This is a genomic window from Burkholderia savannae (genome assembly GCF_001524445.2).
Classification (GTDB): domain Bacteria; phylum Pseudomonadota; class Gammaproteobacteria; order Burkholderiales; family Burkholderiaceae; genus Burkholderia; species Burkholderia savannae.
Genome location: NZ_CP013418.1, coordinates 1,158,067 through 1,184,667 on the forward strand (window position 1 = coordinate 1,158,067; position 26,601 = coordinate 1,184,667).

Genomic DNA, 26,601 nt, shown 5'->3' on the forward strand with positions numbered 1-26,601 from the left:
AACGCACCGTTCGTTCGACGTGCGCCGTCAATCGACCCACTCCGCCCACAGCACGGTCAGCACCGTCATCAGCGCCGGGCCGACGAACAGGCCGAGCAGCCCGAACGTCTCCGCGCCGCCGAGAATGCCGAACAGCACGAGCAGAAACGGCAGCCGCGCCGAGCTGCCGATCAGCACCGGCCGCACGAAGTGCTCGGCGACGAACACGACGACGAAGCCGAACGCCGCGAGCCCGATCGCCCAGCCGGCCGCGCCTTGCACGAACAGCCACAGCGCGGCGCCGCAGAACACGAGCGGCGCGCAGAACGGCAGCATCGCGGCCACGGCCGTGACGAGGCCGAGGAGCGCCGCATGCGGCAAGCCGGCGAACGCATACGCGATGCCAAGCAGCACGCCCTCGCCGAAGCCGACGACGACGAGCCCCGTGACCGTCCCGTACACCGCGGCCGCCATTCGCTGCAGCAGCGCCGCGCCGTTGTCGCCGAACGCGCGCCGCACGCCGGTCAGCAGCGCGCCCGACAGGCGCGGGCCGGCCTGGAAGATCACGAACAGCGTGACGAGCATGAAGCCGAACAGCACCGCCGCGTGCGCGACGCGCGAACCGAAGTGGCGGCCGAACGTGACGACGGTCCCGCTGTCGACGCCCTTCACCGCCGCCGGATGCAGCGGCTTCGCGAGATTCGCCTGCCACCACGCGCTCGCCTGCTGCGAGCCGAACGGCAGACGCGACAGCGCGTCGGGCGCGGGAATGCCCGCCTGCTCGGCGCGATGCAGCCAGCCGAGCAACTCGTGGCTCTGGTCGACCGCCTCGACGAGCCCCGCCGCGATCGGCACGACGACGAGCAGCGCGATCGCCGTCGTCAACGCGGCGGCGACGAGCGTCGCGCGGCCGTGAAAGGCGGGATGCGCGTCGATGCGGCGCAACGCTGGCCACAGCGCGATCGCGACGACGCATGCCCATGCGATCGCGGGAATGAAATCGCGAATCACCCACAACGCGAGCGCGACGAGCGCCGCATACAGCGCGCCGAGCGCGATCGACTGGGCCTTCGGGCGGCCGGACGGCTCCGGCGAGACAGGTGCGTTCTGAACCATGAGGACTCTTGGCGAATTGGGAAAGCGCGGCGCGCCGCGACATCGCCATCTTAATGGACGCGCACGACGATGCCGGTGCGGCGGCCGACCGTCGCGCGCGCCTGCTCAGCGCAGCGTTTTCGTCATGAACACGCGGCTCGTGCCGGGCGGATCGCACCGCACTTCGCCGAAGCGGCGCCAGCCGAGCTTCTCGTAGAACGCGGGCGCCTGAAAGCTGATCGTGTACAGCACGGCCGCGCCGCAGCCGCGCCCGCGCCCTTCCTCCTCGGCGAGCCGCAGGATCGCGCGGCCGATGCCATCGCCGCGCAGCGCGTCGGCAAGATAGAACAGATCGACGAACATCAGGCCGAGCGACGTGCGGCCCGTCAGGCCGCCGAGCAGCTCGCCCGTGTCCGGGTCCTTCGCGAACACCGCGAGCGCACGCTCGTCGTTCACGCCGGCGCGCTCGACGTTGTACGCGGCGAGGCCCGCATCGATGAAATCGATCTGGGCGGGTTCGGGGCGATCGGTGACGACGAGCGTGACGGGCGGCATGGCAGTCCTTCGGGCGTGGCGGATGGCGAGCGGGATGGCGAGTCGAATCGAGACGGCCATCTTATCGCGCAGGCGCGACGCGCTCAAACACCGTCGAACATGCTCGAATACGTGCAAACGCGCGCGAGCGCCCGCCGCGCACGCCCGTTACGCAGGTGCCCGTTACGCAGCTGCCCGCTGCAAGTTGCGCGCCGCGCCGTCAGCCGACGACGTGATAGCCGCCGTCGACATATTCGACGTTGCCTGTCAGCGCAGTTGCATCGTCGCTCGCGAGGAACGCGGCGACATGGCCGACATCGTCGATGTCGACGAGGCGATGCCCGGGCGTGCGCTCGCGCACGCGTTCGAGCAGCGCGTCGAAGCGGTCGATGCCGGACGCTGCGCGCGTCTTCAGCGGCCCCGGCGACAACGCGTGCACGCGAATGCGCCGCGGCCCGAGTTCCGCGGCGAGGTAGCGCACCGAGCTTTCGAGCGCCGCCTTCACGGGCCCCATCAGGTTGTAGTCCTCGACTGCCCGTTCTGCGCCGTAGAACGTGACCGTCAGCAGGCAGCCGCCGTTCGCCATCAGCGGCTCGGCGAGATGCGCGACGCGAATGAACGAATGGCACGACACGTCCATCGCCATCGCGAAGCCCGCCTGCGAGCAGTCCGTCACGCGGCGATGCAGGTCCTCCTTCGGCGCGTACGCGATCGAGTGCAGCACGAAGTCGAGCCGCCCCCATTCGCGCTCGATGCGCGCGAACACGCTTTCGAGCTGGCCGGGCTCGCGCACGTCGCACGGCACGACGAGCCCGCTTCCGAGACGCTCCGCGAGCGGCCGGACATAAGGCTCGGCCTTGTCGTTCAGGTAGGTGATCGCGAGCTCGGCGCCCTGCTCGCGCATGACGCGCGCGCAGCCGAACGCGATGCTGCTTTCGTTTGCAATGCCGATGATCAAGCCACGCTTGTTCGGAAGACGCATAGGGATCTCCTTCGACGGTCGAGCATGAGCCGCCGAGCGACGGGCCGGATCGCGCCGCGCGAAGCGGTATGCCGGCGGCGCGGGCGCGTCGGCGGCCGGTGGATGCGGGCCGGCGTATTCGCGCCGCGAATGCCCGGCCGCCTTCGATGCTGGCCGAGCGGGCGGATGCGCGTCGCTCCGCCCGTCGACTGTCGGGGATCGATGCGGTTCGCGTGTTGATCGATGTCAACAGGATGCGGGAGCGCAAATCGCATTGCGCCTGTTGAAATCGGCGCGCGCTTCATCGCGGGACGGCCATGCGCGGCGCATGATGAACGCCGCGCGACGAGTGCGCACACGATGGGCGATGGGCGAGCGATGAATGGCGAATGGCAAGCGGCGAGCAGCCGGGGGTGCGGGGTGCGGGGTGCGGGGTGCGGGGTGCGGGGTGCGGGGTGCGGGGTGCGGGGTGCGGGGTGCGGGGTGCGGGGTGCGGGGTGCGGCGAATGGCGAATGGCGAATGGCGACGCCAAGTGACGCCCGCCGATCCGAAGCCGTCCATTCCTGCCTCAAAAAACAACGCGCGTTTCGTCGAAGGAACCTATCGCGCGACACATGACGAACGCCGCGCCGCGCAAGCGTCGACGTTGAACGCCTCCCGCCGACCGAGGCGGCGTGAAAACGCAAATCCACTCGGTTGTCGAGTGTCGCTTTACCCTTCCCGCGCTGTCACGCAGCCAATACCGCGCGATCTGAACGGTCGACTCTCTCGACTGGCGCGTTCGGCGTGCGTTTTCATTTTCACGCAGCCTCGACCCGATGCCGATCGCGAGCGCCGAACGAAAAACGGGCGGACGACATCTCGCCGTCCGCCCGCTATCAGGTCATCCGCGCCGTGACGATGTCGCGCGGCGAAAGCTCGTTCGCGCGAGCCCGCTTCGCGAGCGAACACGCATTCAAGCACGCGACATCGAGGCACCGACCGATCGAGGCCGCATCCGCCGCCCCGAACGCCGCGCAAAACGCCGCCCCGCATGCCGCCCCGAACGCCTCGCCGGCCCGTCCCGGCGCGCCCGCGCCCCGCCCGGTAGCGCGGCGCGGCACGCCGCGCCGCGTCGCGCCGTCAGGCCGCGCGATAACGCTCGAGCCAATGCGCATACGGCGCGGGCAGCGTCCACGACGCGCGCTCGACGCCGAGCTCGAGCGCCGCGCGATACGGCCAGTGCGGATCGGCGAGATGCGCGCGGCCGACCATCACGAGATCGAGCTGCCCGTCCTTCACGACGCGCTCGGCGAGCGCCGGCGTATCGATCCCCCACGCGGACGCGACGGGCAGTTGCGCTTCGCGGCGCACGCGTTCGGCCACCGGCGCGAGAAACGCGGGGCCCCACGGAATGCGCGCGTCGGGCGTCGAGAAGCCGACCGTCACGCTCAACAGATCCAGCCCTTCCTGCTTGAAGCGCTTCGCGAGCCCGATCGATTCGGCGAGCGTCTCCTCGTCGCGGCCATCGTATTCGATCACGCCGAAGCGCGCGGTGAGCGGCAGGCGCTCCGGCCACACCTCGCGCACGGCCGCGAGCGTCTCGACGAGAAAGCGCCCGCGATTCTCCGCGGAGCCGCCGTATGCGTCGGTGCGGCGATTCGAATGCACCGAGAAGAAGCTCTGTGCGAGATAGCCGTGCGCGAAATGCAGTTCGAGCCATTCGAAGCCGGCGTCGCGCGCGCGCTTCGCGGCCGCGACGTAATCGGCCTTCACGCGCGCGATGTCGTCCGGCGTCATTTCGTGCGGCACCTTCGACAGATGCGCTCCGTACGGCACCGCGGACGGCGCGATCGTCTGCCAGCCGCGCGCGTCGCCCGCGGCGATGTGATCGTCGCCTTCCCACGGCCGGTTCGCGCTCGCCTTGCGGCCCGCATGCGCGAGCTGGATGCCGGGCACCGCGCCCGCCGCCTTGATCGCATCGACCGAGCGCTCGAACGCGGCGGCCTGCTCGTCGTTCCAGAGCCCGGTGCAGCCCGGCGTGATGCGGCCTTCCGGCGACACCGCGGTCGCCTCGGCGATCACGAGCCCCGCGCCGCCGCGCGCGACGCCCGCGAGATGCACGTGATGCCACTCGTTGGGCACGCCTTCCTCGGCGACGTACTGGCACATCGGCGGCACCGCGATGCGGTTGCGCAGCTTGACGTCCTTCAGTTGAAACGGTTCGAACAATGCAGCCATCTACTACTCCTTCGATGTTCGTGTTTAGGGTCGGTGAGGTGACTCGAGTGACTCGGGTGACTCCACTCGGGTGATTCGGGTGATTCGGGTGATTCGGTGATTCGGTGACGCGGTGACGCGGTGACGCGGTGACGCGGTGACGCGGTGACGCGGTGACGCGGTGACACGGTAACGCGGTAACGCGGTAACGCGGTAATTCGGTGATTCCGTGACGCAGGTGATGCCGGTGATGCGGCGCGACGACCTCGCCCGGCGATGCGCACGCACCGCGATGCAAATCGACGCGACTCGATCCGGCTCGATGCCTCGACGCGAGTTGAATCGACTCGACGAAAACGCCGCGGGCGACGCGCAACGCGGCCGCCCGCGCGGCGTATTACTGCTCGAGCAGCTCGAGCAGCGCCTCGGCGACGGGCTCCGACGACGCCGGGTTCTGCCCGGTGACGAGCAGCCCGTCGACGACCACGTGCGGCGCCCAGTCGGCCGCGCGCGAGTAATGGCCGCCGCTCGACTTCAGCATGTCTTCGACGAGGAACGGCACGACCTCGGTGAGCTCGACGGCCGCCTCCTCGCTGTTCGAGAAGCCCGTGACGTTGCGGCCCTTCACGAGCGACGCGCCCGACGGGCCCTTCACGTTGCGCAGCACGCCGGGCGCGTGGCAAACGGCCGCGACCGGCTTGTCCGTCGCGATCGCGCGCTCGATCAGCGCGATCGAATGACGGTCCTCGGCGAGATCCCACAACGGGCCGTGGCCGCCCGGGTAGAACACGGCGTCGTAATCGTCGATCGACACGTCGGCGAGCTTGCGCGTCGACGCAAGCGCGGCCTGCGCTTCGGCGTCCTTGTCGAAACGGCGCGTCGCGTCGGACTGCGACGCCGGATCGCTGCTCTTCGGATCGACGGGCGGCAGCCCGCCGCGCGGCGACGCGAGCGTCAGCTCGGCGCCCGCGTCCTTCAGCGCGTAGTACGGCGCGGCCAGCTCCTCGAGCCAGAAGCCGGTTTTCTTGCCGGTCGCGCCGAGCTCGTCGTGCGAAGTCAGGACTACGAGAATCTTCATTTGGATGCCCTCCTTGATGTCTTGAGAATCAGGCGGCGCGGCCCGGACGGGCCCGCCGGCCATGCGCCGCCGAGGCGGCCGGCCGCCTGCTTGCCCGCGCCGCGAGATAGCGTGGGCTTCGCCGCGGCGTGCATCGAGTGCCGCCCCGCTGCCGGGCCACGTCGCGTTGCGCGGCTCGCGTGATGTCGTGCGTCATGTCGTGCGCCGCATCGCTTCAGTCCGTATCGGAGCAATCGGGCCTCGACGCGGCGTGCGCGCATCGCACGCCGGCACCGTGCGCGCTTCCCACCGCCCGAATGTCCCGCCGCACGGCTTCGTCGACGCGCCCGCGGGCGCATTCCTCGGCGCGTTCATCGGCGCGTTCGTCGCCCCGCCTGTCATCGTCGAACGGACGCGGCTTCGCGTCGGGCGCTTTCGGCGCTCGGCAAGCGTGGATCGATCGTGCATCGATCCGTTTGTCGAACCGGATTCGGATCGCGTTGCGATCGTCGAACTGTCGCATGTTGCATGCCCTCTAATAGACCAGTCGTCTATAAAATGACCGCAAAAAACGCGGCGGCGCGATTTCGACTTTCATCGTACGCGCCGCCGCGCATCGCAATTCGCGTTCAGCGTGCTCCCGGCAAACCGAGGATGCGCCGGGTGGTCGCCATCGCGATCGCGAGCGGCTCGCCGCTGCGCCAGATCTTTTCGATCAGCGTCGCGCCGACCCACAGCTCGTACAGCATCGCGGCCGTCTGCCGCGGGTCGAGATCGACCTTCAGCGAACCGTCTTCGAACGCCGCCGCGATGCACGCGGCGAGCCGCGCGACGATCTGCGACGTGCCGCGCTCGAGCGCCACGCGCATCGCTTCGGACAGATCGCAGACTTCCGCGCCGAGCTTCACGACGAGGCACTTGCCTTCGGGGTCGTTGCCCGCCTGCATCTGCTGCCACTGGCCCCAGTAGCGCATCAGCCGGTCTGCCGCGGGGCCGGAGCCGCGCACGAGCAACGCGTCAAGGTGCGCGAGGTAGTCGGCGAAGTAGGACTCGAGGATCGCCTCGCCGAATGCCTCTTTCGACCCGAAATAATGGTAGAACGACCCCTTCGGGACGCCGGCCGCCGCCAGAATCTCGTTCAGGCCGACGCCCGTGAAGCCCTTGCAGAGCATGATGGGCTTGGCGGTGTCGAGGATGTGCTGCCGGACGTCGGCGGTGGTGGCTGCTGCGTTCATGAGGGTGGATGATAGCGCGAGATTAGACCAGTCGTCTAGCAACCGGAAATTGGCCCTGAGGCCGGCGCGGGATGCGCTTGGCCGCACGGCTGAAAACGGCGGGACAAATCGGCGACGTCGGCGCGGTCCGGGCTTCGCGTTCTTGATCGCGCCGTCGCCCGTTGGCTGCTCGCCTATCGCGCGGCGGGCGCAACTTTGTCGTGTCGTGCGGTGCGTTGTCCGAGATCGGCCAGTTTCCGTCGTTAGCCATGGTCGGCGCACGATCAATCAAGCGGCTGCCTCGCTCAAGCAGCGGACCGCCTGCTGATTTTGCATGAACGACCGAGGCTCATGCGTTGCGCCGATCAACTATGGCGCAACCGATCCAAGCTCGTGCTCGCCGGTTGCCATGTAGCCTTGCCGTTCCCGACGGTATTGGACCGGCGAGACGCCGCGCGCCAACTTGAATGCGCGGCTGAAAGAAAATTCCGACCCATAACCAACGCGCGACGCGATTTCACCCAGCCGTAGCTCGGTTTCCTCCAGCAGCTGTGCAGCAATGCCCATGCGCCAACGCGTCAGGTACCGATCGATACCGGGTTCTTCAGGCAGGCCGCGAATCCGCGGCGGAAGATTGGAGCGCCGCGCCCGAGTGAGGAACCATCCAGGGCAGCCGGAGAGTGACGAGGAACAGCAGCGCGTGCAGAGCGCAAAGCAGGCTGAACGCCGCGACGAAGGCGCCGGACGTCGTCGCGGTATCGGGCGCGCCCGACAAACGCCACCCCAGGAAGGTCGCGCAGAGTGTCGTCAACGTCGGGCCGCCCAGGCGCTGAACGATGTTCATGGCGGTCGTCGCCATCGGCAGATCCTGGCGCGCCACTGACGCATAGCCCGACGCGATCGACGGAATGCCGATGGCGCTGACACCGACACCCCGGATGAAGAGGCTCGCCGCCAGGACGGAGACGACCAGGCCGTGCCGGGACAGGAAGACGAGCGGCAGAGTCCCTGCCAGAGCCGTGAGCGCGCCGCAGGCCGCGAGCTTGCGAATGCCGAACCGCTTCGTGAGACGGCCCATGAATGGATAGGCGCACATCATGCCCAATCCCAGAGGCGCAAGCAGCCAGCCGGTTCGGCCTGGCGACAGACCGCAGGCGCGGACCAGATAGACCGGAATCAGCATCTGGCCTGCGAAGGAGACGCCGTTGACCATGAACATGGTGGCGATCGACGTGGAAAACACCTTGCCCTTGAGCAGCCGAAGGTCGATCAGCGCGGCGTCACCCTTGGCCTGCGCCATACGGCAGAACAGCGCGAACATCACGACGGAGACAGCCAGGGCGACGACACCGATGCGCTCGCCCAGATGATCCGAACCGTAAAGGAACAGCACCAGCCCCGGCGATAGCAGGGTCAGCCCGAGCAGGTCGAGGCCGCGCGGCCGTGTCTCCTGCCGATCATCGGACAGGAATGCCGCCGCCAGTGCGAGCGCCAGGACGCCGACCGGCAGGTTGATGAGGAAAAGCCAACGCCAGGAGGCGAATTGGACGATCGCGCCGGCGACGACGGGCCCCAAGAGAGGCGCGAGCAGGACCGGCAACGCGGCGACGCTGATCACCTGCGCCATCTGCTTGCCAGCGGCGCGGGCGATCATCATCTGCGCCATCGGCGCGAGCAGGCCGCCGCTCATGCCCTGGACGATACGGAAGGCCACCAGTGAATTCGCGGACCATGCCAGCCCGCACAGTGTCGAAGAGAGGGTAAAGGCCGCGAAGCACCAGAGATAGAGGGCCTTGGCGCCGATGCGATCGACGAGCCAGCCATTGAGCGGAAGCGTCAGCGCGAGCGCCAGCAGATAGCCGCTCGTCACCCACTGGATCGCAGAAAGGCTGACGTGCAGATCGGCGGCAAGGCTCGCGAGCGATACGTTGACGACAGTAGCGTCGAGTTGCGCCATGAAGGAGCCGATGGCCGCGACACAGACCACTTTCCACACGCCGGAAGCGAGGCGATCGGCTTGACCGTCGCCCGCAGTCGACACCGGGGGGCTGTCCTTCGGCGGCAAACTCATACGCGATCAAGAAGGCTGACGATCGCCTGCGTGGAGCCCGTTTCGCCCAATCGCGGAAATATCCGGGCGACGCTGTTATCGTGCGCCTCGAGGCTCATGTCGGTCATCGCGTCCAGCGCCAGGGTGACGTTGAACCCGAGTTCATAGGCGTGGCGGGCGGTCGATTCCACGCCGATGCTGGTGGCGACCCCGGCGAGCACCAACTGGGTAACGCCAAGAGCCTTCAACCGTGCCTCGAGATCGGTATTGGTGAAAGCGCCCCACGTCCTCTTGGTCACCAGCAGGTCGTCAGGCTGCGCGTTCAACTCAGGCACGAGATCCGCCCAATCCGCCGGCAAGCCTTCGAGGCTGTAGCTTCGTTCGGTCCGGCCGGGTGCGGCGCCCGTGACGTTGACCAGCACGACCGGCAAACCGCGGTTCCGGAACGCGGCGGTCAAGGCAGCGGCGCACGCGAGGACGCCGCCGATGGGATGGGCGACCGGCAGCCCGGCGATGCCTTTCTGAAGATCGATGGCGACCAGTGCCGTTCTCGGGTCGAGGGTCGTTACGCTCATAATATGCACTCCTGATTTTATGCGGATGAGAAGAACCGCATGCCGGCGGCACTTCGCTGCCGGACGTACTGCGCGCCGTTCGGAACGTTAAGAGTCGCCGAGCCGCCTGATAAGCGGAATAGCCGCGGCGAGCGTCTGGATCTCCGTCCGGTCGAAGCCCGCAAGCGCCGCGATCAGCCATTCGCGCTTGGCCACGGTATGCCGCCGACGCTCTTCAAGACCCTTCAAAGTGGCCGCGAACAGTATCTGGCGGCCGTCGGTCGGATGAGGCCGGCGCTCGACGCTCCCCTCTTCTTCGAGGCCGGCCAGAATCGACTTCATCGACTGGGGCTTCATCGATTCCGCGCGTGCAAGATCGGCCGTCGTCATCGGGCCTTCACGTTCCAGCCGCGCCAGCACGCTCGACTGGGACAAGTTGAGTTCGCCGGGATTGGCTTCCGAGCGAAGCCTGCGCACCAGTTGGCCAATCGCCAACGTCAGGTCAGTGACGGTGAGTTCCAGCGAAGGATCGGATATGGGTGAACGAGTCATGAGAGGAGCATAGAATACGACAGCTAAACTTGCAAGTTAAACTGCCTAAATTGCCGGTCCGCAAAGATTGACCGCCCAAAGGTTGGATGGGCGAGACGCTCTTCATCGAGCTTGCAATCGCGAATTGGCTTTGTTGGCAAAAAGGCCGTTCCCTGCGCGTAAGCGGACAAGCCTGCGGCGTGAGTCCGAGCGGCAGCGACGGATCGGCAAGCGCCGATCGCACGCCCCGAGGTCGATCGTCCGTGGACGCACGCACCTTCGCTTGATCCAGCCGCGCTGCCCCATGCCATGATCGCGCTCGTTGAATAGTCGGATGGCGCGCCGTCTCGCGCGCGCGGCGAGGCCTGGATGATCCGCTACGCCGGCGGACCGATCATTCAGCGTGTTCTTCTCCCCTTGTCGTTGCGAGAAAAGCGCCCTCTTGCCGAATGGAGACAAGAGGCAACGAGAAACCTATCCGGTCAGCACGATATCATTCACGGCCGCGAGCACCAGGCTGCGAGTCCGCCGGCGGTGATCCGCGCGTCGAAGCCCGATGCCGCGACGCCTCACGAACTTCGCCCAGGTATTCCAACCCGCGAGCCAGACGCATATCATTCGCGCATCGCGCATTTGCAGGGCCGCCGGCGCGCCACCTCCAACGGACGGGGCGGCGCGCTCGCCCGCGCGGCGCAGCACACAGGAATCCTCGATGAACAACAAGCGTTACCGGACGGAACTCGTCGCCGCGCTGCTCTGGGCGGCGCTGTATCTCGCGACCGGCTACATCTCGCACGCGTTCAACGGCCCCGTGCGGCAGACGGGCTACATCTGGCTGCCGGCCGGCGTCACGATCGGCGCGTTCATGCTGCGCCCCGTGCGCGAATGGCCGACGCTGGCCGCCGCGTTCCTGGCCGCGCAGCTCGCGCTGACGGGCATCGAGCACGGCAACCTGTTCAACGCGGCGCTGTTCACGATCGACGAGGTCGGCGCGGCCGCGCTCGCGGTAGGGTTCGTGCGGCGCATCCGTTTCTCGCTCGAAGGCCTGTATTTCCTGCGCTCGGTGATCCTGGCCGGCGTGATCGCGGGCGTGCTCGGCGCGATCGGCGGAGCGGCCTGGTACGCGCTCGTCAACGGCGCGTCGTTCATCGACGTCGGCCTCGTGTGGGCCGCGTCCGATTTCGTCGGCGTGCTGCTCGTCACGCCGGTGCTCGCGTCGTGGTCGCGCTTCCGCGCGCATCGCTCGGGCGATCACGAACGCTTCGACCTGATGCTCGGCTTCGTCGCGTTCGCGCTGGTCGTGATCGGCGCCTTCGCGATCTTCGATGGCGACAGCGCGTCGAAATTCGGCATCGGCGCCGGCTTCGCGATGACCTACATCCCGCTGTTCCTGACCGTCGCGGTGGCGCTGCTGCTGGGCGGCCGCGCAGGCTCATCGTCGGTGCTCGCGCTCGCGCTGATCGTGATCATGCAGACCGCGCAGGGCGACGGCCCGTTCGCGTCGCTCGACGCGCATCACGGCCGTTCGCTGCTCGAGGCCCAGCTCTATCTCGCGGTTGCGTCGCTGCTGGTGCTGACGGTGAGTACGCTGAAAACGACCCGAGAACGCGTGCACGAACACGCGGCGGTACTGCAGAACAATATGGAGCTCGCGCTCGCGAGCGCCGGCCAGATCGCGTACGTGCTCGATCCGCAATCCGGGCGAATCGACTGGAGCGGCGACGTCGAGCGCGTATTCGGCGTCGGCGTCGGCGCCTCGCAGATCGCAAGCGTATCGCGCGTGCTCGAACGCGTGCACCCCGGCGACCGCGACGCGCTGCGCGACTACTGGCGCGCCGAGATCGCGGGCGAGGAGCGCGCGTCGCTGTCGCTGCGCGTCGTGCGGCGCGACGGCGGCACGCAGACGATCACCGACCACGGCGCGCCGCTGCTCGACTCGAACGTCGACGTGACGGTCGTCGCGGGCGTCTGGCAAATCGAGCGCGTGTGGCCGGCGGACGAATGAGCGAGCGGGCGACATGACCGGCCAGACCGGCATTCTGCTGATCCACGGGCTCGGCGGGACGCAGTACGATCTCGGCTCGCTGCACAAGGCGATGCGCCGGGCGGGCGGCGACACGCACATGATCACGCTGCCGGGGCACGGCACGCGCCCCGAGGATCTCGTCGGCGTGCGCGCGGAAGCGTGGCTCGACGCGGTCGCCGAGCAGTATCGCGCGCTCGAGGGCGAGTACGAGACCCTGCATGTCGCGGGCATGTGCATGGGCGCGCTCGTCGCGCTGCTGCTGTGCCAGCGCGTGCGGCATGCGCGCGGGCGGCTCGCGTTGCTGGCTACGCCGATGTTCATCGACGGCTGGTCGACGCCCTGGTATCGATCGCTCAGACATCTGCTGTATCGCGTGCCGGGCGTGTCGGAGCGGCTACGCGTCGACGAGGGCGAGCCGTTCGGCATCAAGAATCCGACGATTCGCGCGATCGTGAAGAAGAAGTTCGAGCGTCAGGACAATTTCCACTACCCATGGGTGCCGCTTGCGTGCATTCGCCAGGTCGACCGGATGCGCAACTGGGCGCACGCGGCCGCAGCCGACACGCAATGTCCGACGCTCGTGCTGCACGCGCGCGAGGACGAGCTGACGAGCCTGCGCTCGGCCGACTTCCTGCTGAAGCGCTTGCCCGACGCGCGCGGGATCGTGCTGGAGAACAGCTACCACATGATCTGCGCGGACAACGATCGCGATGAGGTCGCCCGGCAGGTTCTGACGTTTTTCGGCTTCGATCCGTCGCACGCGGCGAGCCCGGCGATGGCGCGCAGGATGCGGCGGGTCGAACCGTGAACGTGAGCGCGAACGCGCCCTCTCCTCGGCACGTGCCGGTCGGGCCGCGGCGCCGCGTCGAGCCCCCTTGCGCGCCTGAACCCGGCGGCACGCAGTCGCTCGACGCCGCAAGCCGGATCGTCGGCAATTCACCGCTCGCCATCCAGGAAAACGATCGATGGACTTTCGCTCGCTGTTCCGGGCGCCCGGCTCGCAACAAGCTGCGCGGCGCTCAAACGCCGCCGTTCATCGAACCGTCGGTTGCAAACAGTTCGGCCATCCGGAATTCCGGATTCAGGTTGACGACCGCGCGATCCCGGCTCAGGACGCCAATTGGCTGCTACGCCATTTCGAGCATCGCGTCGCCGAAGGCGAGCGGTTCCGCGCCGGAGAAACGCGGCAAATCGGCTGGATGCTGACCATGATCGAGGCCGGGGCGTGCGGCTTTCTGCGCGTCATGGAACCCGACATGAAGGCGATTCCGATCAAGTTCGTCGATTCGGCCAACAACACGCTGAAGCACCTGCGCAGTCAGAAAGACGTCGCCGAAAGCATCGCCGCGGATCGGCAACCGGACTTTCCGTCGCTACGACAAAGCGCCGTGGCGCACGTCGAATACAAGCGTGCCGGCCGCGTGCTGATGACGCGCGCCGCTGCTTGCGATACGGACTCGGGCTGGTCGCTCACGGATCTGGCCGACGAAGCCGGTTCGCAAGATCCCGCGCGGTTCGTCAGGATTTCGCTCTATCAATTGGGTATCGACAGAGCCGACCTGATCAGATTCCTTGCGTTGCCGCCCGGCCTCCAAGTGGTCGGCGGCGATCCGACGATCCATGTGATGGGACCTGAAGGCGAGATTCGACCTGCACCCGGTTCGTATCTGGATGCGTTGAACAAGCTCCGTGCGCGACGTCACGTCGAATGACCGCGACCGAAAGCCGCTTCGCCTGCCGCAAGCCGATTTCCGTCATCCCGATCGCTCGATGCGTTTACCCATCGGGTCTGCCGCCCGCCGGCACGCGTGATCCGCTGATGGCCCGACGTCGCCGCGTTGGAACGGCTTGCATACGACAGCGCATCGGCTACGCTTGATTTGCCCTATCCCTACCACGATCGACACCATGCGAAAAAACGCCGAATCCATGCGCCGTTCCGGCCGGTGCGCAACGCGCGAGGCCAACAGGAAAATCCGGAACCGCATCGCTCGTCGAATGACGACGGCGCTGCTGACATTGGCGCCCCTGGCCGCCCACGCGGCCCCGCCTCCATCGAACCTCATTCCCCAGGACGCCGCCCAAGCCCAGACCACGACCGCCGCCGGCGTTCAGATCTACGCCTGCGAGTACGACGCCAACCACCGTCTGGCATGGACCTTCCAGCACCCCGAAGCCACGCTCTACGACCCCTCCGGCACTGCCGCGATCCGGCACGGCGCGGGCCCGTCATGGGAAGCGCGCGACGGCAGCCGCATCGTCGGCGAGAAGATCGCCGATGCGCCCAGCCCAAACGCGGACAGCATTCCGCAGTTGCTGCTGTCGACGCACGCGACCGCGAGCGGCTCGCTCGCGTCCGTGCGCTACGTGCAGCGTCTCGACACGAAAGGCGGCGCCGCACCCGCCACGCCGTGCACGGCCGAGCATCAACTCGGCAGTTCGCCGTACTACGCGCGATACGTCTTCTGGAAGTGACGCGAGCGAAGCGGCGAGCAAGCGGACGCCCGCTTCACGCGATGTCGGCATCGGCGCACATGCGAGCGACGCGCATGTGATGGGAGGACGTGCGCGCTCGATGCACGCGCGGTTGACGGACACGCGATCGAAGACGGGCACGCGATCGAAACGCGATCGATCGGCGCCACCGCACGCGCCCCGCACGCGGGCGCACGCCCGGATCGCCGCGCCGCCCGCCGAAGCGTCAGGCGCGACTCTCGAGCCAATGCACGCTGAACAAGCGCGCGTCGTCGATCCACACCGTCCCCGGCGTGAACCCCGCCCCCCGCGCGAGCGCGCGGAACCCGTCGACCGTGAACTTGTGCGAGTTCTCGGTATGCAGCGTCTCGCCCGCCTCGAACCGGAACGCGTACCCGGCGACGCGCACCGTCTGCGTGCGCCGGCTCACGAGATGCATCTCGATGCGCTGATGCTCGACGTCGTAGAACGCGCGATGCGCCCACGCGTCGAGCGCGAAGTCGGCGCCGAGCTCGGCGTTCGCGCGCTCGAGCAGATTGAGATTGAACGCGGCCGTCACGCCCGCCGCGTCGTTGTATGCGCGGTGGAGGATCGACACGTCCTTCACGAGATCGACGCCGATCAACAGCCCCCCGCCCTTCAGCAGCGAAGCCGCGCGCCGCAGGAACGCCTGCGCCTCGTCCGGCGAGAAGTTGCCGATCGTGGAGCCGAGAAAGCACCCGACGCGCCGCCCTTTCGCGCACTCGATCGCGTGCATTTGCTCGGACTGCAGATAATCGGCGACGACGGGCTGCACGTCGAGCCACGGATATGCGTCACGCAGCGCGGCGGCCGATTGCGCGAGATGCTCGGCCGAGATGTCGACGGGCAGATAGCGCGCCGGAGGATTCGACGCCGCGCACGCATCGAGCAGCACGCGAATCTTCGACAGCGAACCCGCGCCGAATTCGATCAGGTTCGCGTCGCGGCCGATCTGCGCGGCGATCTCGTGCGCGCGGCGCTTCAGGATCGCGAGCTCGGTGCGCGTCGGATAGTACTCGGGCAGCTCGCAGATCCGGTCGAACAACGCGGAGCCCGCCGCGTCGTAGAAGTACTTCGGCGCAATGCTGCGCGGCGAGCGGCGCAGGCCGGCGAGCAGGTCGCGACCGAACGCGCTGTCGCACATCGCCTCGATCGCCACGCCCGCGGCGGCTTCCTTCATGCCTTCAGATATCTCTCGCAAGACGCACTCCCGTGAATTGCCAGCGCGCGGCCGGCGGAAAGAAGTTGCGATACGTCGCGCGCGCGTGCCCCGGCGGCGTCGCGACGCTGCCGCCGCGAAGCACCTGCTGCCCGACCATGAACTTGCCGTTGTATTCGGCTGCGACGCCCGCCATCGGTCGGAAGCCCGGATACGGGTCATACGACGAGCGCGTCCACTGCCACGCGCAGCCCATCATCTGCGCGATGCCCGGCGCGTCGAACGCGGCCTCCCATTCGGCTTCGGTCGGCAAGCGCGCGCGCGCCCACTCGGCATACGCGGCCGCTTCGTAGAAGCTCACGTGCGACACGGGCGCATCGCGCACGAGCGGCTGCAGGCCGTCGAGCCCGAACTCGCGCCAGCCGAGCCCTTCGCCGCCGTCGGACGCGATCCAGTAGAGCGGCGCCTTCCAGCCGTCGCGCAGGACGATCGCCCAGCCGTCGGACAGCCAGAACTCCGGGCGCGCGTAGCCGCCGTCGTCGATGAACGCCGCGAATTCGCCGTTCGTCACGAGCCGCTCGGCGATGTCGTACGGCCGCAGAATCGTCTGATGGCGCGGCCGCTCGTTGTCGAACGAAAAGCCGCGCCCGTCGTGGCCGATCTCGACGACGCCGCCCGGCCGCGACAGCCAGCGCGCGGCGCCGCGCGCGAGCGGCGCGTCGTCGCCCGGCGGCGCGGCATCGCTTCGATACGCGGGCAACAGCGGATTCAGCGAGAACGCGTGCAGGATGTCGGTCAGCAGCAATTCCTGATGCTGCTGCTCGTGATGCAGGCCGAGCGTGATCTCCGGCTCCATCGCGACGAGCGACGGCAGATCGGCCGTGCGCAGCAGCTCGAGCAGCGCGTCGTCGACGTGGCGTCGATAGCGATGCACGTCGTCAAGCGACGGGCGCGACAGCATTCCGCGCTGCGGCCGCGCATGGCGCGGGCCGAGCGCTTCGTAATACGAATTGAACAGGTACGGATAGCGCGAATCGAACAGCTTGTAGCCGCGCGCGTGCCGCGCGAGGATCACGGTCTCGAAGAACCAGGTCGTGTGCGCGAGATGCCATTTCGTCGGGCTCGCGTCCGGCATCGACTGCAACGCCTGATCCTCCGCGGACAGCGGCTTCGCGAGCGCGACGCTGCCACTGCGCACGTGCGCAAAGCCGCGCGCGAGATCCGACGCGAGACCGCGCGTCGCTTCTTCGTTTTTCGTCATGTGCACCGTCCCGACTGGATGGTTCGGCGGCGCGCGCCACGCGCCGCCCGCGAACCCATGCAACAAAGAATAGGACACGCGCGCGGCGTCGCGATCCGAATCGCGACGCCGCGCGCGACAAACAAGCGCCGTCTGCGCGGCTCGCCCCGTTCGTATGGATGGATGCTTCGATGTCAGCCGATCGTGATCGAATCGATGCGATCGGGATAGAACGCGAGATGGCCGGCGATCTGCTTCACCGCGTCGTGCGGCGTTTCGTACGACCAAACCGCGTTGACGCCGCGCTCGCCGGCGCCCTTGATGCTGTAGTACGACGCATCGCCCTTGTACGGGCAATGGGTCGTGTGCGCGGTGCGCTCGAGCCGCGACAGGTCGACGTCCTTGCGCGGCACGTATTGCACGGGCGGATACGACGCCTCGCGCAGCGTGAGCGCATCGCGCGTGTCGGCGAGCGAATGGCCGGCCGCCCGGACGACGACGCGCTCGCGCGTCGCGTCGATCGTGATCGGATGGTCCGGGCCAGGAATCCTGACGGGGTGACTTGACTGGGTCATGAAAGCGCCTCCGGTGGCGAAACACGTCGGACTTCGGCGACATCGTACGCCGCCGCGGCGCGGGAAGCGACGCGCGAGCCGCGAATTCTGAAGTTGGGGCGAACGAACAATCACCGTTGCATGCGCCGTTAATTGCGCGTCGCGGGACGATCGAAGCGCGACGCGCACGGCTCGCTCGGGTTCGCGTCTTCGCAGATTCCGTTCCCGCATGACCGCAAACATGCGGCCGGCTCCGGCTATCGATGCACATCGCCCTTTTCAGACCGTCCGCCGCGCTCGACGAGGCCCGGCCGTCAGCCGCCGCGCGCAACGAACCGTTCGCGCGCGACGGTGCGCGCCGCACGCTTGCAGCACCCGTCAGTTTTTACTGAAATTGCGACAAATACATTAAATAAAACCATCAATCTGCAAATACCATAGCGGCCAACACTGGCAATGGCGTCTCGCACGATGAATATGCACCGAACGAGCGCCTCCGATCGACCCTCGCGGCGCGCCGCGCACGAGCGCCCGCCGCCTTGACTTCGCAGAGAAATTCATGCCCCGCCCCATCGTCGCCCGCATTCATCCGGAAGCCGTCGCGCACAATCTTGCGATCGTCCGGCAACAAGCGCCCGCCTCGCGCGTCTGGTCGGTCGTCAAGGCGAACGCTTACGGCCACGGCATCGAGCGCATCTATCCGGCGCTCGCCGGCGCGGACGGCATCGCGCTCCTCGACCTCGACGAAGCGGTGCGCGTGCGCGAGCTCGGCTGGACGAAGCCCGTGCTGCTGCTCGAGGGCATCTTCGATGCGGCGGACGTCGAGATCGCCGAGCGCCATCGGCTCACGGTCGCCGTGCACGGCGACGAGCAGTTGCAGTTGCTGACGTCCGCGAGGACGACACGGCCGATCGACATCCAGTTGAAGATGAACGCCGGGATGAACCGGCTCGGCTATCGGCCGGGCGCGTTTCGCGCCGCGTGGGAGCGTGCGGCCGCCGCGCCGTCGATCGGCGGCATCGCGCTGATGATGCACTTCGCGAACGCCGACGAAGGCGAGATCGACTGGCAGATGAGCGAGTTCGACACCGCGACGGACGGCCTGCCCGGCGAGCGCACGCTGTCGAACTCGGCGGCCGTGCTGTGGCATCCGCGCGCGCATCGCGACTGGGTGCGGCCCGGCACGATCCTGTACGGTGCGTCGCCGACGGGCGCCGCGCGGCACATCGCCGACGTGCCGCTGCGCCCGGCGATGACCGTCACGAGCCGGATCATCGGCGTGCAGACGCTATCGCCTGGCGAGACGGTCGGCTACGGGCGGCGCTTCACGGCCGAGCGCGAAATGCGCATCGGCGTGGTCGCGTGCGGCTACGCGGACGGCTACCCGCGCCACGCGCCGACCGGCACGCCGATCGCGGTCGACGGCGTGCGCACGCAGCTCGTCGGGCGCGTGTCGATGGACATGCTGACCGTCGATCTCACGCCGTGCCCGAACGCGGGCGTCGGCTCGACGGTCGAGCTGTGGGGCGAGCGGGTGCGCGTCGACGACGTCGCCGAAGCCGCGGGCACGATCGGCTACGAGCTGATGTGCGCGCTCGCGCGGCGAGTGCCGGTCGCGGTCGATCCGTATCCCGCGGCGGCCGCGCGGATCGAGCCCGCGCGCACCGGCAGCTACGGGCGCTGAGCGAAACGGCGGCCAACGGCGCGGGGGCGGCGCGCCGCGCCGCGCCGGCGGTTCCGCGTTCGAAGTCGCGCAGGCGATTCGCGCATCCGGATACCGTCCCGCCGTCGGCCGGCTTCGTGCGATCTCGTGACTTCGTGACTTCATGCGACTTCGTGACTTCGCGCAACCTCGCGCGCCCTCGGCCGATCGAACGCATCACGTCCGCGCGCGCGAAACGATTCGCGCAGTATGCGAAGCACACGATCGGCCGCGCGCGCGGCGGCGCAAACGCCGCCGCGCTCAGGTCCGCCAGCGCGGCGGCCGCTTTTCGAGAAACGCGTCGATGCCCTCGCACGCATCCTCTTCCATCATGTTGCGCGCCATCACGTCGGACGCATACGCGTACGCGTCGTCGAGCGGCATCTGCCGCTGCCGGTAGAACATCGCCTTGCCGTAGCGCACCGCGGCGGGGCTCTTCGACACGATTTCCGCGACCGTGCGCGCAACGGCCGCGTCGAGCGCATCCTCCGGCACCGCCTCGTTGACGAGGCCCCAGTCGACGGCCGTCGCCGCGTCGACGAAGCGGCCGGTGACGAGCATGTCGAACGCGCGCTTCGTCGACACGTTGCGCGACAGCGCGACCGCGGGCGTCGAGCAGAACAGCCCGACGTCGATGCCGGACACCGCGAAGCGGGCCGTGTCGGCGGCGATCGCGAGATCGCACGACGCGACGAGCTGGCAGCCCGCCGCCGTCGCGATTCCCTGCACGCGCGCGACGACGGGCACGGGCAGCGCGTGAATCGCCTGCATCACGCGGCTGCATCGGCCGAACAGGTCGCGGTAGTACGCGAGATCGGGCGTGCCGCGCATCTCGCGCAGATCGTGGCCCGCGCAGAACGCGCGGCCCTCGGCGGCGAGCACGACGCAGCGCACGCGCGGGTCGCCCGCGAGCGCGGCGAGCTCGCGCTGCAACGCGCCGAGCAGCGCCTCCGACAGCGCGTTGAACTGCGACGGCCGGTTCAGGCGCAGCGTCGCGACGCCGTCGCGATCGTCGCGCAGGAGCGGCGGCACCGCCGCCTGGCTGGATGGTTCCATGTCGTCCTCCTCGATGGGCACGTGCTCGCGCCGGTGCGGACGGCGACATCGCCCGGCGCGTGTCGAACCAAGGTACACCGTATCCCGTCCGGATCAAGCCGCGTTGCGTCAAGCGATGCGCGCAGGCGAATCCGTCGATGCGGCGAAAAACCGACACCGTCCGCCGAAGAGCGCCGCGGCGGTGGACATCGCCGCAAAAAGCTGTATATTCATACAGTGCTCGCCATCGGCGATCCATGCGAGAATCGCGTGCCGCCGGACGGTCCGACGAGCCGCCTGCGCTTCGGCGCGCGGCCGAGGTCGATCGGGTATCGCGAGACGGGCCACGGAGAAGACATAGTGAAACTGGTTGGATGCGGGTTGCTGTTGTTGGCTTTCGCTTTCTCGGCGTTCGCGAGCGAACGCTACGTCGAGATCTGGAATCCGCCCGAAGCGCGCGCCGGCCAAAGCAACGGCGTGCGCCACGATCCGTCCGCCCGCAAACCGGCCGCACCTGCCGCGAAGCGCAAGCGCGTCGCGCCGCACGTCGTCGAGGCGCGGATGCATCATCCGCCCACCGCCGTGAAGATCGCGCCGAAGCCGCGCGCGATCGATGACGACGCACCGCGCACAACGCCCGCGCTGCCGTCGCCCGCCGCCCCCGACATTCCCCGCCTGTTCACGCCGGACGGCAACGTGCTGCGCGTCGGCACGCGCGGCTACGGCGTCGACATCGAGCGCTGACGGCGCGTCAAGCGCGGCCCGACATCGGCGCAACGCCGAACGCGCGGATGCGTCGAAACCGATCGATCGTTCCGCTGCGCGCCGCCGAGCAATGCGGAGCGCCGATGGCCTGATTGACGAATGCCGGCTTCTTCCGCGCAATACGCTCGACATTCCACGGCACGCGAAACTCCGCATCGCCTGACGGTCAACGCCGAACGAACCGCGCGTCGGTCACTCAACGAACGCCGCGCGCGGCGCGCCGTCGCGCGCGTGATGCCGGGACGAAGAGCGCATGCGATTCACGATTGACGCCTCTCGGGGGATGTCCGTTCGAGCGGCGCGTTCCTGCGGAGCGCAACGTCATGCACGCTGACGGACGGCGGACGAGCAGAGATGGCAAGAACGAGGTGCCCGGCTGACGGCAACGGCTCGACGGACGTCGCTCGGGTACCCGAATCGATTCTTCCTCTGACCAAGCGGTCGACACGCGGCGTCCGCCCCGTGCTTACACGCCCGCCGGACCTTGCGCGCCGGCCGGGCGGGGATCATCGGGATGCGGCATTTCCCACGGGATCGCCAAGAAGTCGCCGGAAGGGAATTCCGGAACGAGGGCAGCGGCGGCAAGCGGCACCGACCGCCCTCACGCATCTGCGGCGTACGCTTCGATCCGCTTCGGATCGGCCAGACTTGCGTCCGGTGAATGCGAGACGGACCGCTTGGCGTGACGCGCGGGACATCTTTCGAGACGACGGCGCGTCGTTGCCGTTGACGATCGCGGCCGCCATCGGAAGGCGCCGGAACAACGCCGCGCGGCGCGCGAACGCCGAAGAACCCTCGCCCTCGTACGCGACGCCATCACCATACGCCGCGCCGACGCGCGCGCCCGAACCGCGCGCGCGCATGCTTTGCGCAAGTACAAAAAAACAGCCGGCCCGAAGGCCGGCTGCTCGTGCGGCTGCCCGCGCGACGCCGAGCGTCGCGCCGACGCTTGGCGCTTAGAAGCGGTGAATCAGGCCGACGCCGAGGCCCACCTGGCTGCGCGACGACGACGGCGACGTGTTGAAGCCGTCGCCGATCGACGCGGTCGCGTCGATGATCTTGCCGCCCGCGAGCGTCTTGCCGTTCGCGCGCTGATACGCCTCGACCGCGAAGAGGCCCGTGCGCTTCGACAGGCTGTAGTACTGCGACAGCGTGAACTGGTGGTACTGCGCCGAGCTCGTGATGCCATTCGATTGCGTCGCGCGCGTGTACGCGTAGCCGCCCGCGAAATCCCACTGAGCAGAAGGCTTGAAGTGCAGCACCGCGCCCGCCGTGTTGAAGATCGCGGTGTTGCGGAACGCCGAGTTGACGCCCGGGATGTACTGCACGTTCGAGTACGACACCGAGACGTCCCACGCGGACGAGAACTGATAGCCGGCCGTCACCGCGACGCGCTGCTGCGCTTGCGCGGTCTTGTAGCCGTTGTTGATCGCCGACACGGCCGTTTGCGCGCCGCCGTTGGACGTCGCCGAGTTCGCGCCCCAGTCGCCACCGCCCGACGTCGAGTTGTTCACGCGCTGGAACGCCGCGGCGATGCCGAGCGGACCGTTCATGTACTGGATGCCCGCGCTCCACGTCGAACCGGCGTTCACGCTGCCCGGCTGGCCGCCGAACGCATACGAGCCGCCGAACGTGAAGCCGTAGAACTTCGGCGACATGTAGACGAGCGAGTTGTTCGTGCGGTAGCTGGTGTCGAGCGAGTCGATGTCGCCCGGGTGCGCGCCGAAGTAGCCGGTGAGCCAGGTCGTCGGGCTGTACGGCGACAGCAGCGAGTAGTACGCGGTGTATTGACGGCCGGCCGTCAGCGTACCGTACGTCGGATTGGTCAGGCCGACCCACGCCTGACGCGTGAAGATGCCGCCCGCGAATTGCGACGTGCCGTTGGCGGTGCTGAAGCCCGATTCGAGCTGGAAGATCGCCTTCGAGCCGCCGCCCAGGTCCTCGCTGCCCTTCAGGCCGAAGCGGCTGCCCGCCCACACGCCCGTCGACATCTTCACCGCCGAGCGGCCGCCCGTCGTCGAGCCGAGCGACGTGCTGCTGCTCTGATACGCGATGCCGTTATCGACGATACCGTAAAGCGTCACGCTGCTCTGAGCGTGTGCCGTGGCGACTGCCGCCAATCCGGCGGCCGTCATCGCGGCCGCTGCGCGCTTTTTCATTGATTCTCCGTCCTCAAGAAATTTTTGTGGTGTGTGTCACGCACATGGCCTGTCCATGCGGTCGCCATTCTCACCGATTCGTCCGTGCAGCAAAACGAAGAATAAAGATCCGTCGGCTCCGCGCAACGCGGGGATTCACTAACTAGTTAGTTTCAACGCTGCACGGACAAGGGTTTCGCGGGTGTGCGCGGCGATTGCTGGAACCGGTTCCCTCGTCCCCGGATTTACCCGAATTTACATTCACACAGTCCTTCCAGACGGCTTCCAACCTGCTTTCGTGTGATGATTCTGAAATTCGTCGGCCGGTGCAGGCGCGGCGGAAAAACTCGATGGGTCAATGGCTTGCGGCGAATCCGGGTGGCCGGTGCGGGGTGTGCTACCGGTTCATGCGGGTAGTCGACGGCGGGTACATCTGTGCGTTTTTTTCAAGCCTTGGGCTTCGCATTCGGAACTTGGAACCAGGCGCTCGAAGGTCGAAGGTCGAAGGTCGAAGGTCGAAGGTCGAAGGTCGAAGCTCGAAGCTCGAAGCTCGAAGCTCGAAGCTCGAAGCTCGAAGCTCGAAGCTCGAAGCTCGACGCTCGACGCTCGACGCTCGACGCTCGACGCTCGACGCTCGACGCTCGAAACTCGAAACTCGAAACTCGAAGCTCGACGCTCGACGCTCGAAGCGAGGAACGCACAGATCACACCCGCGCACGATATCCCAGCCCACGGCCACGCGCGCTGAGCAAAGCCGATCGACCGCCACAAGCGTCGCCCTCGCTCGCCGCCATGCCGAATGCGATCGCGCGATCTCGCGCCGAAGAGCATCACGCGCTATCGAGCCGCTTATCGTCTCCCCGCCTTCGCCGCTCTCTGCGCTCGACGCAACCGCCCCCGCATCGGAGCCCGTTCGGCTCACGATACGCGCGACGCGCGCTCAAAGTGCCCCGAGCACCTCGAATCGATGCGTGCCGTCGCGTCCAAGCTGCTCGACGAGGCCGAACTCCCAATCGAGGTACGCTTGCATCGCTTCCGCTGCGTTGCCGGTGCCCTCGTATGGACGCCGGTAGCGATCGATGCGCGGCGACGCCAGCCGCGTCTCGCCGCTCTCGACCGGCAGGCCCGCGGCGAGCCACGCGAGCGTGCCGCCGTCGAGCAGGTGGACGGACGCTTCTTCCGGCAGCAGCGCGCGCAGGTCCGCCGCCGCGAACGCCGCCAACTGCCCCGACCCGCAAGTCACGACATAGCGACGCGCACGCGGAATGCGCGTGAGCGCGTCGCCCAGTTGGGCGCGCACCGCGTACCACGCGCCGGGAATGTGCCGCTTCACGTAGTTCGCGCTCGCCGTGACGTCGATGACCGCCACGTCGAGCGGCGCGTCGTGCGGCGGCACGACGCGTTCGGCAAGCGATCCTCGTTGCGCGTCGTCCAGTCGCGCGTCGGCTCGGCGATCCGCCGCCCCGCCGCTCCCTCCGCGCGCGAATTCGTCTGCGCGCACGTCTCGCTCGTCTCGCTCGTCTCGCTCGTCTCGCTCGTCTCGCTCGTCTCGCTCGTCTCGCTCGTCTCGTATGTCTCGTATGTCTCGTATGTCTCGTATGTCTCGTATGTCTCGTACGTCATGCACGTCACGCGCATCCGTCGCGTCCAGCGCATTCCGCCCGTCTTGCGTGCGCTGCGCGATCGCGCCGGTCCGCGGTGAAGCAAGCGCTTCCGCCCGCCCGTTCACCGCCTCGCGCTCCACCGCTTTCAAGCCGAGCCACTCGGCTAGCGTGCCGACCGACACCGTCGCGCTTTCCGCAGGCTGCGGCGCGCGCGCCGCCGGCTGCCCGCGCTCGCTGCGCTCATGCGCGTCGAGCGGCTCGACGACGCGCACGTCCCAGCCCATCTGCGCGAGCCACGACGCGGTCATGTCGGCGCGCACGCCGTCGTCGTCCGCGAGCGCGATCCGCGCGCCGCGCACGGGCGCATGATGATCGGTCTCCTGCACCAGCTGGCCGCCCGGCGCGCTCGCGAAGCCCGGCAGGTGGCCGGCCGCGTATTCGTCCGGCGTGCGCACGTCGAAGCGATAGAGCGTGCGATCGTCGGACTCGAGCATGTGCAGATCGCGCAGCGCGATGCGCGTTGCGCCCGCGCGATGTGCGAGGCCGCGCGCCGCCTGCCGCGCGGCCTCGCGCCGATCCGCGTCGACGCGCTCGGGAAAGCGCCTCGACGCGCCGTGTTCGAGCGTTTGCCCCGCGAGCGTCCAGCCGATCGTCCCGTTGCGCAGCGCCGCAACCGGGTTCGGCAGCCCCGCGTTGATCAGCGACTGCGTGCCGATGATGCTGCGCGTGCGTCCCGCGCAGTTCACGATCACGCGCGTCGCCGGATCGGGCGCGAGCTCGCGCACGCGCAGCACGAGCTCCGCGCCCGGCACGCTCGTCGCGGTCGGAATGCTCATCGTCTGGTATTCGTCGAAGCGGCGCGCGTCGACGATCACGACGTCGGCCCGCGCGTCGATCAACTGCCGCACCTCTTGCGCGGACAGCGACGGCGTGTGCCGCTGCGCCTCGACGAGCTCGCCGAACGCCTTGCTCGGCACGTTCACGTCGATGAAGAGCTCGCCGCCCGCCGCCCGCCAGCCGTCGAGCCCGCCTTCGAGCCGATGCACGCGCGTGTAGCCGAGCGCCGCGAGCACGGCGGCCGCGCGCGGCGCGAGATCTTCGCCGAGCGCTTCGCCGTAGACCGCGATCGTCGTGTCGCGGCGCGGAATGCGCGTCCACGCTTCGAGTTCGAGCTTCGACAGCGGAAAGTTCGCGGCCCACAGCGGATGGCCGTGCGCGTACGGGTCTTCCTCGCGCACGTCGATCAGCGCGATCTCCGCGCCGGCGAGCAGCGCGGCGCGCACGTCGGCGGCGGATAAGGTCGGGAAGCTCGCGGGCGCCGAATCGCCCCCGGGAGCGGGCGCGGGAGCGGGAGCGGTGTCGCGGAGCGACGAGGAAGAAGGATCGGTCACGGAATCGAGGCTCATCGGATCAGGGCAGCCGGAAGTTTGGATGGTGGAGAACTACGTTGCGCCGCGTCGATGCATATCGACGCGCGGCACGAGAGAAGACGTGGTCGAGCAAATGCGCGCGTTGCCGCCGAATCGAATCCACATGCGGCAGGCGCTGCGACGTTGCTTCCGAACGGAAACCGTCGCGCCGCTGAACTTCGCGATCCGCCGCGAACACGAGTGGCCGCGGAACTTGCAAAGCATGCGAGACACACGAAGCGCGCGGAATGCCCGAAGCAGGCAAAGCGAACGATGCCGGCAAGCGACACGCGGAACA

At 68.3% G+C, this 26,601-nt stretch carries 23 protein-coding genes; 6 read left to right on the forward strand and 17 right to left on the reverse strand.

Annotated elements, in window-relative coordinates:
- Positions 1–27: 27 nt before the first annotated feature.
- From WS78_RS26210 to WS78_RS26275, 11 genes are all read right to left on the reverse strand, one after another.
- Positions 28–1,095: an AI-2E family transporter gene (locus WS78_RS26210; protein WP_059578559.1), complete on the reverse strand. Its 1,068-nt coding sequence runs from the start codon at positions 1,093–1,095 to the stop codon at positions 28–30.
- 105 nt (positions 1,096–1,200) lie between these two features.
- A complete protein-coding gene (locus WS78_RS26215) occupies positions 1,201–1,629 on the reverse strand; it encodes a GNAT family N-acetyltransferase (RefSeq protein WP_059578564.1) in 429 nt (142 codons plus the stop codon).
- Positions 1,630–1,828: 199 nt separating this feature from the next.
- The gene (gene fabI / locus WS78_RS26220; RefSeq protein ID WP_038747654.1) at positions 1,829–2,590 is read right to left on the reverse strand and encodes an enoyl-ACP reductase FabI; all 762 of its coding nucleotides are present in this window, start codon (positions 2,588–2,590) and stop codon (positions 1,829–1,831) included.
- 1,102 nt (positions 2,591–3,692) lie between these two features.
- A complete protein-coding gene (locus WS78_RS26235) occupies positions 3,693–4,790 on the reverse strand; it encodes an NADH:flavin oxidoreductase/NADH oxidase (protein WP_038747652.1) in 1,098 nt (365 codons plus the stop codon).
- 376 nt (positions 4,791–5,166) lie between these two features.
- Positions 5,167–5,847 carry a type 1 glutamine amidotransferase domain-containing protein gene (locus WS78_RS26245; RefSeq protein WP_038747649.1) on the reverse strand — a complete coding sequence of 227 codons (681 nt, stop codon included), beginning with the start codon at positions 5,845–5,847 and terminating at the stop codon, positions 5,167–5,169.
- A 214-nt stretch (positions 5,848–6,061) separates the two neighbouring features.
- Positions 6,062–6,349, reverse strand: coding sequence for a hypothetical protein (locus WS78_RS37820; RefSeq protein ID WP_059578572.1), 288 nt, complete (start codon positions 6,347–6,349; stop codon positions 6,062–6,064).
- Between the two features lie 106 nt (positions 6,350–6,455).
- Positions 6,456–7,061 (reverse strand): TetR/AcrR family transcriptional regulator, encoded by a 606-nt coding sequence (locus WS78_RS26255; RefSeq protein WP_059578577.1) that lies wholly within the window; start codon positions 7,059–7,061, stop codon positions 6,456–6,458.
- 348 nt (positions 7,062–7,409) lie between these two features.
- A complete protein-coding gene (locus WS78_RS26260; protein WP_059578581.1) occupies positions 7,410–7,607 on the reverse strand; it encodes a helix-turn-helix domain-containing protein in 198 nt (65 codons plus the stop codon).
- Positions 7,608–7,644: 37 nt separating this feature from the next.
- The gene (locus WS78_RS26265) at positions 7,645–9,111 is read right to left on the reverse strand and encodes a DHA2 family efflux MFS transporter permease subunit (RefSeq protein ID WP_059578586.1); all 1,467 of its coding nucleotides are present in this window, start codon (positions 9,109–9,111) and stop codon (positions 7,645–7,647) included.
- On the reverse strand, positions 9,108–9,665 hold the full coding sequence (locus WS78_RS26270; protein ID WP_059578591.1) for an isochorismatase family protein: 558 nt from the start codon (positions 9,663–9,665) through the stop codon (positions 9,108–9,110). The genes WS78_RS26265 and WS78_RS26270 overlap by 4 nt, the downstream gene beginning before the upstream one ends.
- A gap of 87 nt (positions 9,666–9,752) precedes the next feature.
- Positions 9,753–10,196 (reverse strand): MarR family winged helix-turn-helix transcriptional regulator, encoded by a 444-nt coding sequence (locus tag WS78_RS26275; RefSeq protein ID WP_059578596.1) that lies wholly within the window; start codon positions 10,194–10,196, stop codon positions 9,753–9,755.
- 691 nt (positions 10,197–10,887) lie between these two features.
- On the opposite strand from WS78_RS26275, the gene WS78_RS26280 reads away from it, so the two are divergent.
- The 4 genes from WS78_RS26280 to WS78_RS26295 all read left to right on the forward strand — a co-directional run bounded on the left by WS78_RS26280 (position 10,888) and on the right by WS78_RS26295 (position 14,676).
- Complete coding sequence (locus WS78_RS26280) at positions 10,888–12,180, forward strand: MASE1 domain-containing protein (RefSeq protein ID WP_059578601.1); 1,293 nt, start codon at positions 10,888–10,890, stop codon at positions 12,178–12,180.
- A 13-nt stretch (positions 12,181–12,193) separates the two neighbouring features.
- Positions 12,194–13,009, forward strand: a complete 816-nt coding sequence (locus WS78_RS26285) for an alpha/beta hydrolase (protein WP_059578604.1) — start codon at positions 12,194–12,196, stop codon at positions 13,007–13,009.
- Between the two features lie 157 nt (positions 13,010–13,166).
- Complete coding sequence (locus WS78_RS26290; protein ID WP_059578607.1) at positions 13,167–13,913, forward strand: immunity protein Imm33 domain-containing protein; 747 nt, start codon at positions 13,167–13,169, stop codon at positions 13,911–13,913.
- A 286-nt stretch (positions 13,914–14,199) separates the two neighbouring features.
- Entirely contained in the window at positions 14,200–14,676 is a 477-nt protein-coding gene (locus WS78_RS26295) for a DUF3455 domain-containing protein (protein WP_059578610.1), read from the forward strand.
- A gap of 226 nt (positions 14,677–14,902) precedes the next feature.
- Here the strand turns inward: WS78_RS26295 and egtD are convergent, their stop codons facing one another.
- The 3 genes from egtD to WS78_RS26310 all read right to left on the reverse strand — a co-directional run bounded on the left by egtD (position 14,903) and on the right by WS78_RS26310 (position 17,671).
- Entirely contained in the window at positions 14,903–15,877 is a 975-nt protein-coding gene (gene egtD / locus WS78_RS26300; protein WP_038747627.1) for an L-histidine N(alpha)-methyltransferase, read from the reverse strand.
- A 4-nt stretch (positions 15,878–15,881) separates the two neighbouring features.
- Positions 15,882–17,117, reverse strand: a complete 1,236-nt coding sequence (gene egtB / locus WS78_RS26305) for an ergothioneine biosynthesis protein EgtB (RefSeq protein ID WP_038747755.1) — start codon at positions 17,115–17,117, stop codon at positions 15,882–15,884.
- Positions 17,118–17,290: 173 nt separating this feature from the next.
- Complete coding sequence (locus WS78_RS26310; RefSeq protein ID WP_059578613.1) at positions 17,291–17,671, reverse strand: DUF427 domain-containing protein; 381 nt, start codon at positions 17,669–17,671, stop codon at positions 17,291–17,293.
- Between the two features lie 538 nt (positions 17,672–18,209).
- On the opposite strand from WS78_RS26310, the gene alr reads away from it, so the two are divergent.
- Complete coding sequence (gene alr / locus WS78_RS26315) at positions 18,210–19,334, forward strand: alanine racemase (protein ID WP_038747621.1); 1,125 nt, start codon at positions 18,210–18,212, stop codon at positions 19,332–19,334.
- Positions 19,335–19,613: 279 nt separating this feature from the next.
- Here alr and WS78_RS26320 read toward each other — a convergent pair whose 3' ends face one another.
- The gene (locus WS78_RS26320; RefSeq protein WP_038747616.1) at positions 19,614–20,408 is read right to left on the reverse strand and encodes an enoyl-CoA hydratase; all 795 of its coding nucleotides are present in this window, start codon (positions 20,406–20,408) and stop codon (positions 19,614–19,616) included.
- Between the two features lie 369 nt (positions 20,409–20,777).
- Between WS78_RS26320 and WS78_RS26330 the strand changes: the two genes are divergently transcribed.
- Positions 20,778–21,131, forward strand: a complete 354-nt coding sequence (locus WS78_RS26330; RefSeq protein WP_038747752.1) for a hypothetical protein — start codon at positions 20,778–20,780, stop codon at positions 21,129–21,131.
- 977 nt (positions 21,132–22,108) lie between these two features.
- On the opposite strand, the gene WS78_RS26335 is transcribed toward WS78_RS26330, so the two are convergent.
- Both WS78_RS26335 and WS78_RS26345 read right to left on the reverse strand, forming a co-directional pair.
- The gene (locus tag WS78_RS26335; protein WP_038747611.1) at positions 22,109–23,311 is read right to left on the reverse strand and encodes a porin; all 1,203 of its coding nucleotides are present in this window, start codon (positions 23,309–23,311) and stop codon (positions 22,109–22,111) included.
- Between the two features lie 919 nt (positions 23,312–24,230).
- The gene (locus WS78_RS26345) at positions 24,231–26,300 is read right to left on the reverse strand and encodes a rhodanese-related sulfurtransferase (RefSeq protein ID WP_082717590.1); all 2,070 of its coding nucleotides are present in this window, start codon (positions 26,298–26,300) and stop codon (positions 24,231–24,233) included.
- Positions 26,301–26,601: the final 301 nt, after the last annotated feature.

What these genes read in the sequence shown, in the direction of transcription:
- WS78_RS26290 (WP_059578607.1), top strand. Translation starts at nt 13,167, where the DNA reads ATGGACTTTCGCTCGCTGTTCCGGGCGCCCGGCTCGCAACAAGCTGCG.
- WS78_RS26335 (WP_038747611.1), bottom strand. Translation starts at nt 23,311, where the DNA reads ATGAAAAAGCGCGCAGCGGCCGCGATGACGGCCGCCGGATTGGCGGCA.
- WS78_RS26320 (WP_038747616.1), bottom strand. Translation starts at nt 20,408, where the DNA reads ATGGAACCATCCAGCCAGGCGGCGGTGCCGCCGCTCCTGCGCGACGAT.
- alr (WP_038747621.1), top strand. Translation starts at nt 18,210, where the DNA reads ATGCCCCGCCCCATCGTCGCCCGCATTCATCCGGAAGCCGTCGCGCAC.
- WS78_RS26295 (WP_059578610.1), top strand. Translation starts at nt 14,200, where the DNA reads ATGACGACGGCGCTGCTGACATTGGCGCCCCTGGCCGCCCACGCGGCC.
- WS78_RS26215 (WP_059578564.1), bottom strand. Translation starts at nt 1,629, where the DNA reads ATGCCGCCCGTCACGCTCGTCGTCACCGATCGCCCCGAACCCGCCCAG.
- WS78_RS26260 (WP_059578581.1), bottom strand. Translation starts at nt 7,607, where the DNA reads ATGGGCATTGCTGCACAGCTGCTGGAGGAAACCGAGCTACGGCTGGGT.
- fabI (WP_038747654.1), bottom strand. Translation starts at nt 2,590, where the DNA reads ATGCGTCTTCCGAACAAGCGTGGCTTGATCATCGGCATTGCAAACGAA.
- egtD (WP_038747627.1), bottom strand. Translation starts at nt 15,877, where the DNA reads ATGAAGGAAGCCGCCGCGGGCGTGGCGATCGAGGCGATGTGCGACAGC.
- WS78_RS26235 (WP_038747652.1), bottom strand. Translation starts at nt 4,790, where the DNA reads ATGGCTGCATTGTTCGAACCGTTTCAACTGAAGGACGTCAAGCTGCGC.
- egtB (WP_038747755.1), bottom strand. Translation starts at nt 17,117, where the DNA reads ATGACGAAAAACGAAGAAGCGACGCGCGGTCTCGCGTCGGATCTCGCG.
- WS78_RS26310 (WP_059578613.1), bottom strand. Translation starts at nt 17,671, where the DNA reads ATGACCCAGTCAAGTCACCCCGTCAGGATTCCTGGCCCGGACCATCCG.
- WS78_RS26270 (WP_059578591.1), bottom strand. Translation starts at nt 9,665, where the DNA reads ATGAGCGTAACGACCCTCGACCCGAGAACGGCACTGGTCGCCATCGAT.
- WS78_RS26245 (WP_038747649.1), bottom strand. Translation starts at nt 5,847, where the DNA reads ATGAAGATTCTCGTAGTCCTGACTTCGCACGACGAGCTCGGCGCGACC.
- WS78_RS26345 (WP_082717590.1), bottom strand. Translation starts at nt 26,300, where the DNA reads ATGAGCCTCGATTCCGTGACCGATCCTTCTTCCTCGTCGCTCCGCGAC.
- WS78_RS26285 (WP_059578604.1), top strand. Translation starts at nt 12,194, where the DNA reads ATGACCGGCCAGACCGGCATTCTGCTGATCCACGGGCTCGGCGGGACG.
- WS78_RS26275 (WP_059578596.1), bottom strand. Translation starts at nt 10,196, where the DNA reads ATGACTCGTTCACCCATATCCGATCCTTCGCTGGAACTCACCGTCACT.
- WS78_RS26265 (WP_059578586.1), bottom strand. Translation starts at nt 9,111, where the DNA reads ATGAGTTTGCCGCCGAAGGACAGCCCCCCGGTGTCGACTGCGGGCGAC.
- WS78_RS26255 (WP_059578577.1), bottom strand. Translation starts at nt 7,061, where the DNA reads ATGAACGCAGCAGCCACCACCGCCGACGTCCGGCAGCACATCCTCGAC.
- WS78_RS37820 (WP_059578572.1), bottom strand. Translation starts at nt 6,349, where the DNA reads ATGCGACAGTTCGACGATCGCAACGCGATCCGAATCCGGTTCGACAAA.
- WS78_RS26280 (WP_059578601.1), top strand. Translation starts at nt 10,888, where the DNA reads ATGAACAACAAGCGTTACCGGACGGAACTCGTCGCCGCGCTGCTCTGG.
- WS78_RS26210 (WP_059578559.1), bottom strand. Translation starts at nt 1,095, where the DNA reads ATGGTTCAGAACGCACCTGTCTCGCCGGAGCCGTCCGGCCGCCCGAAG.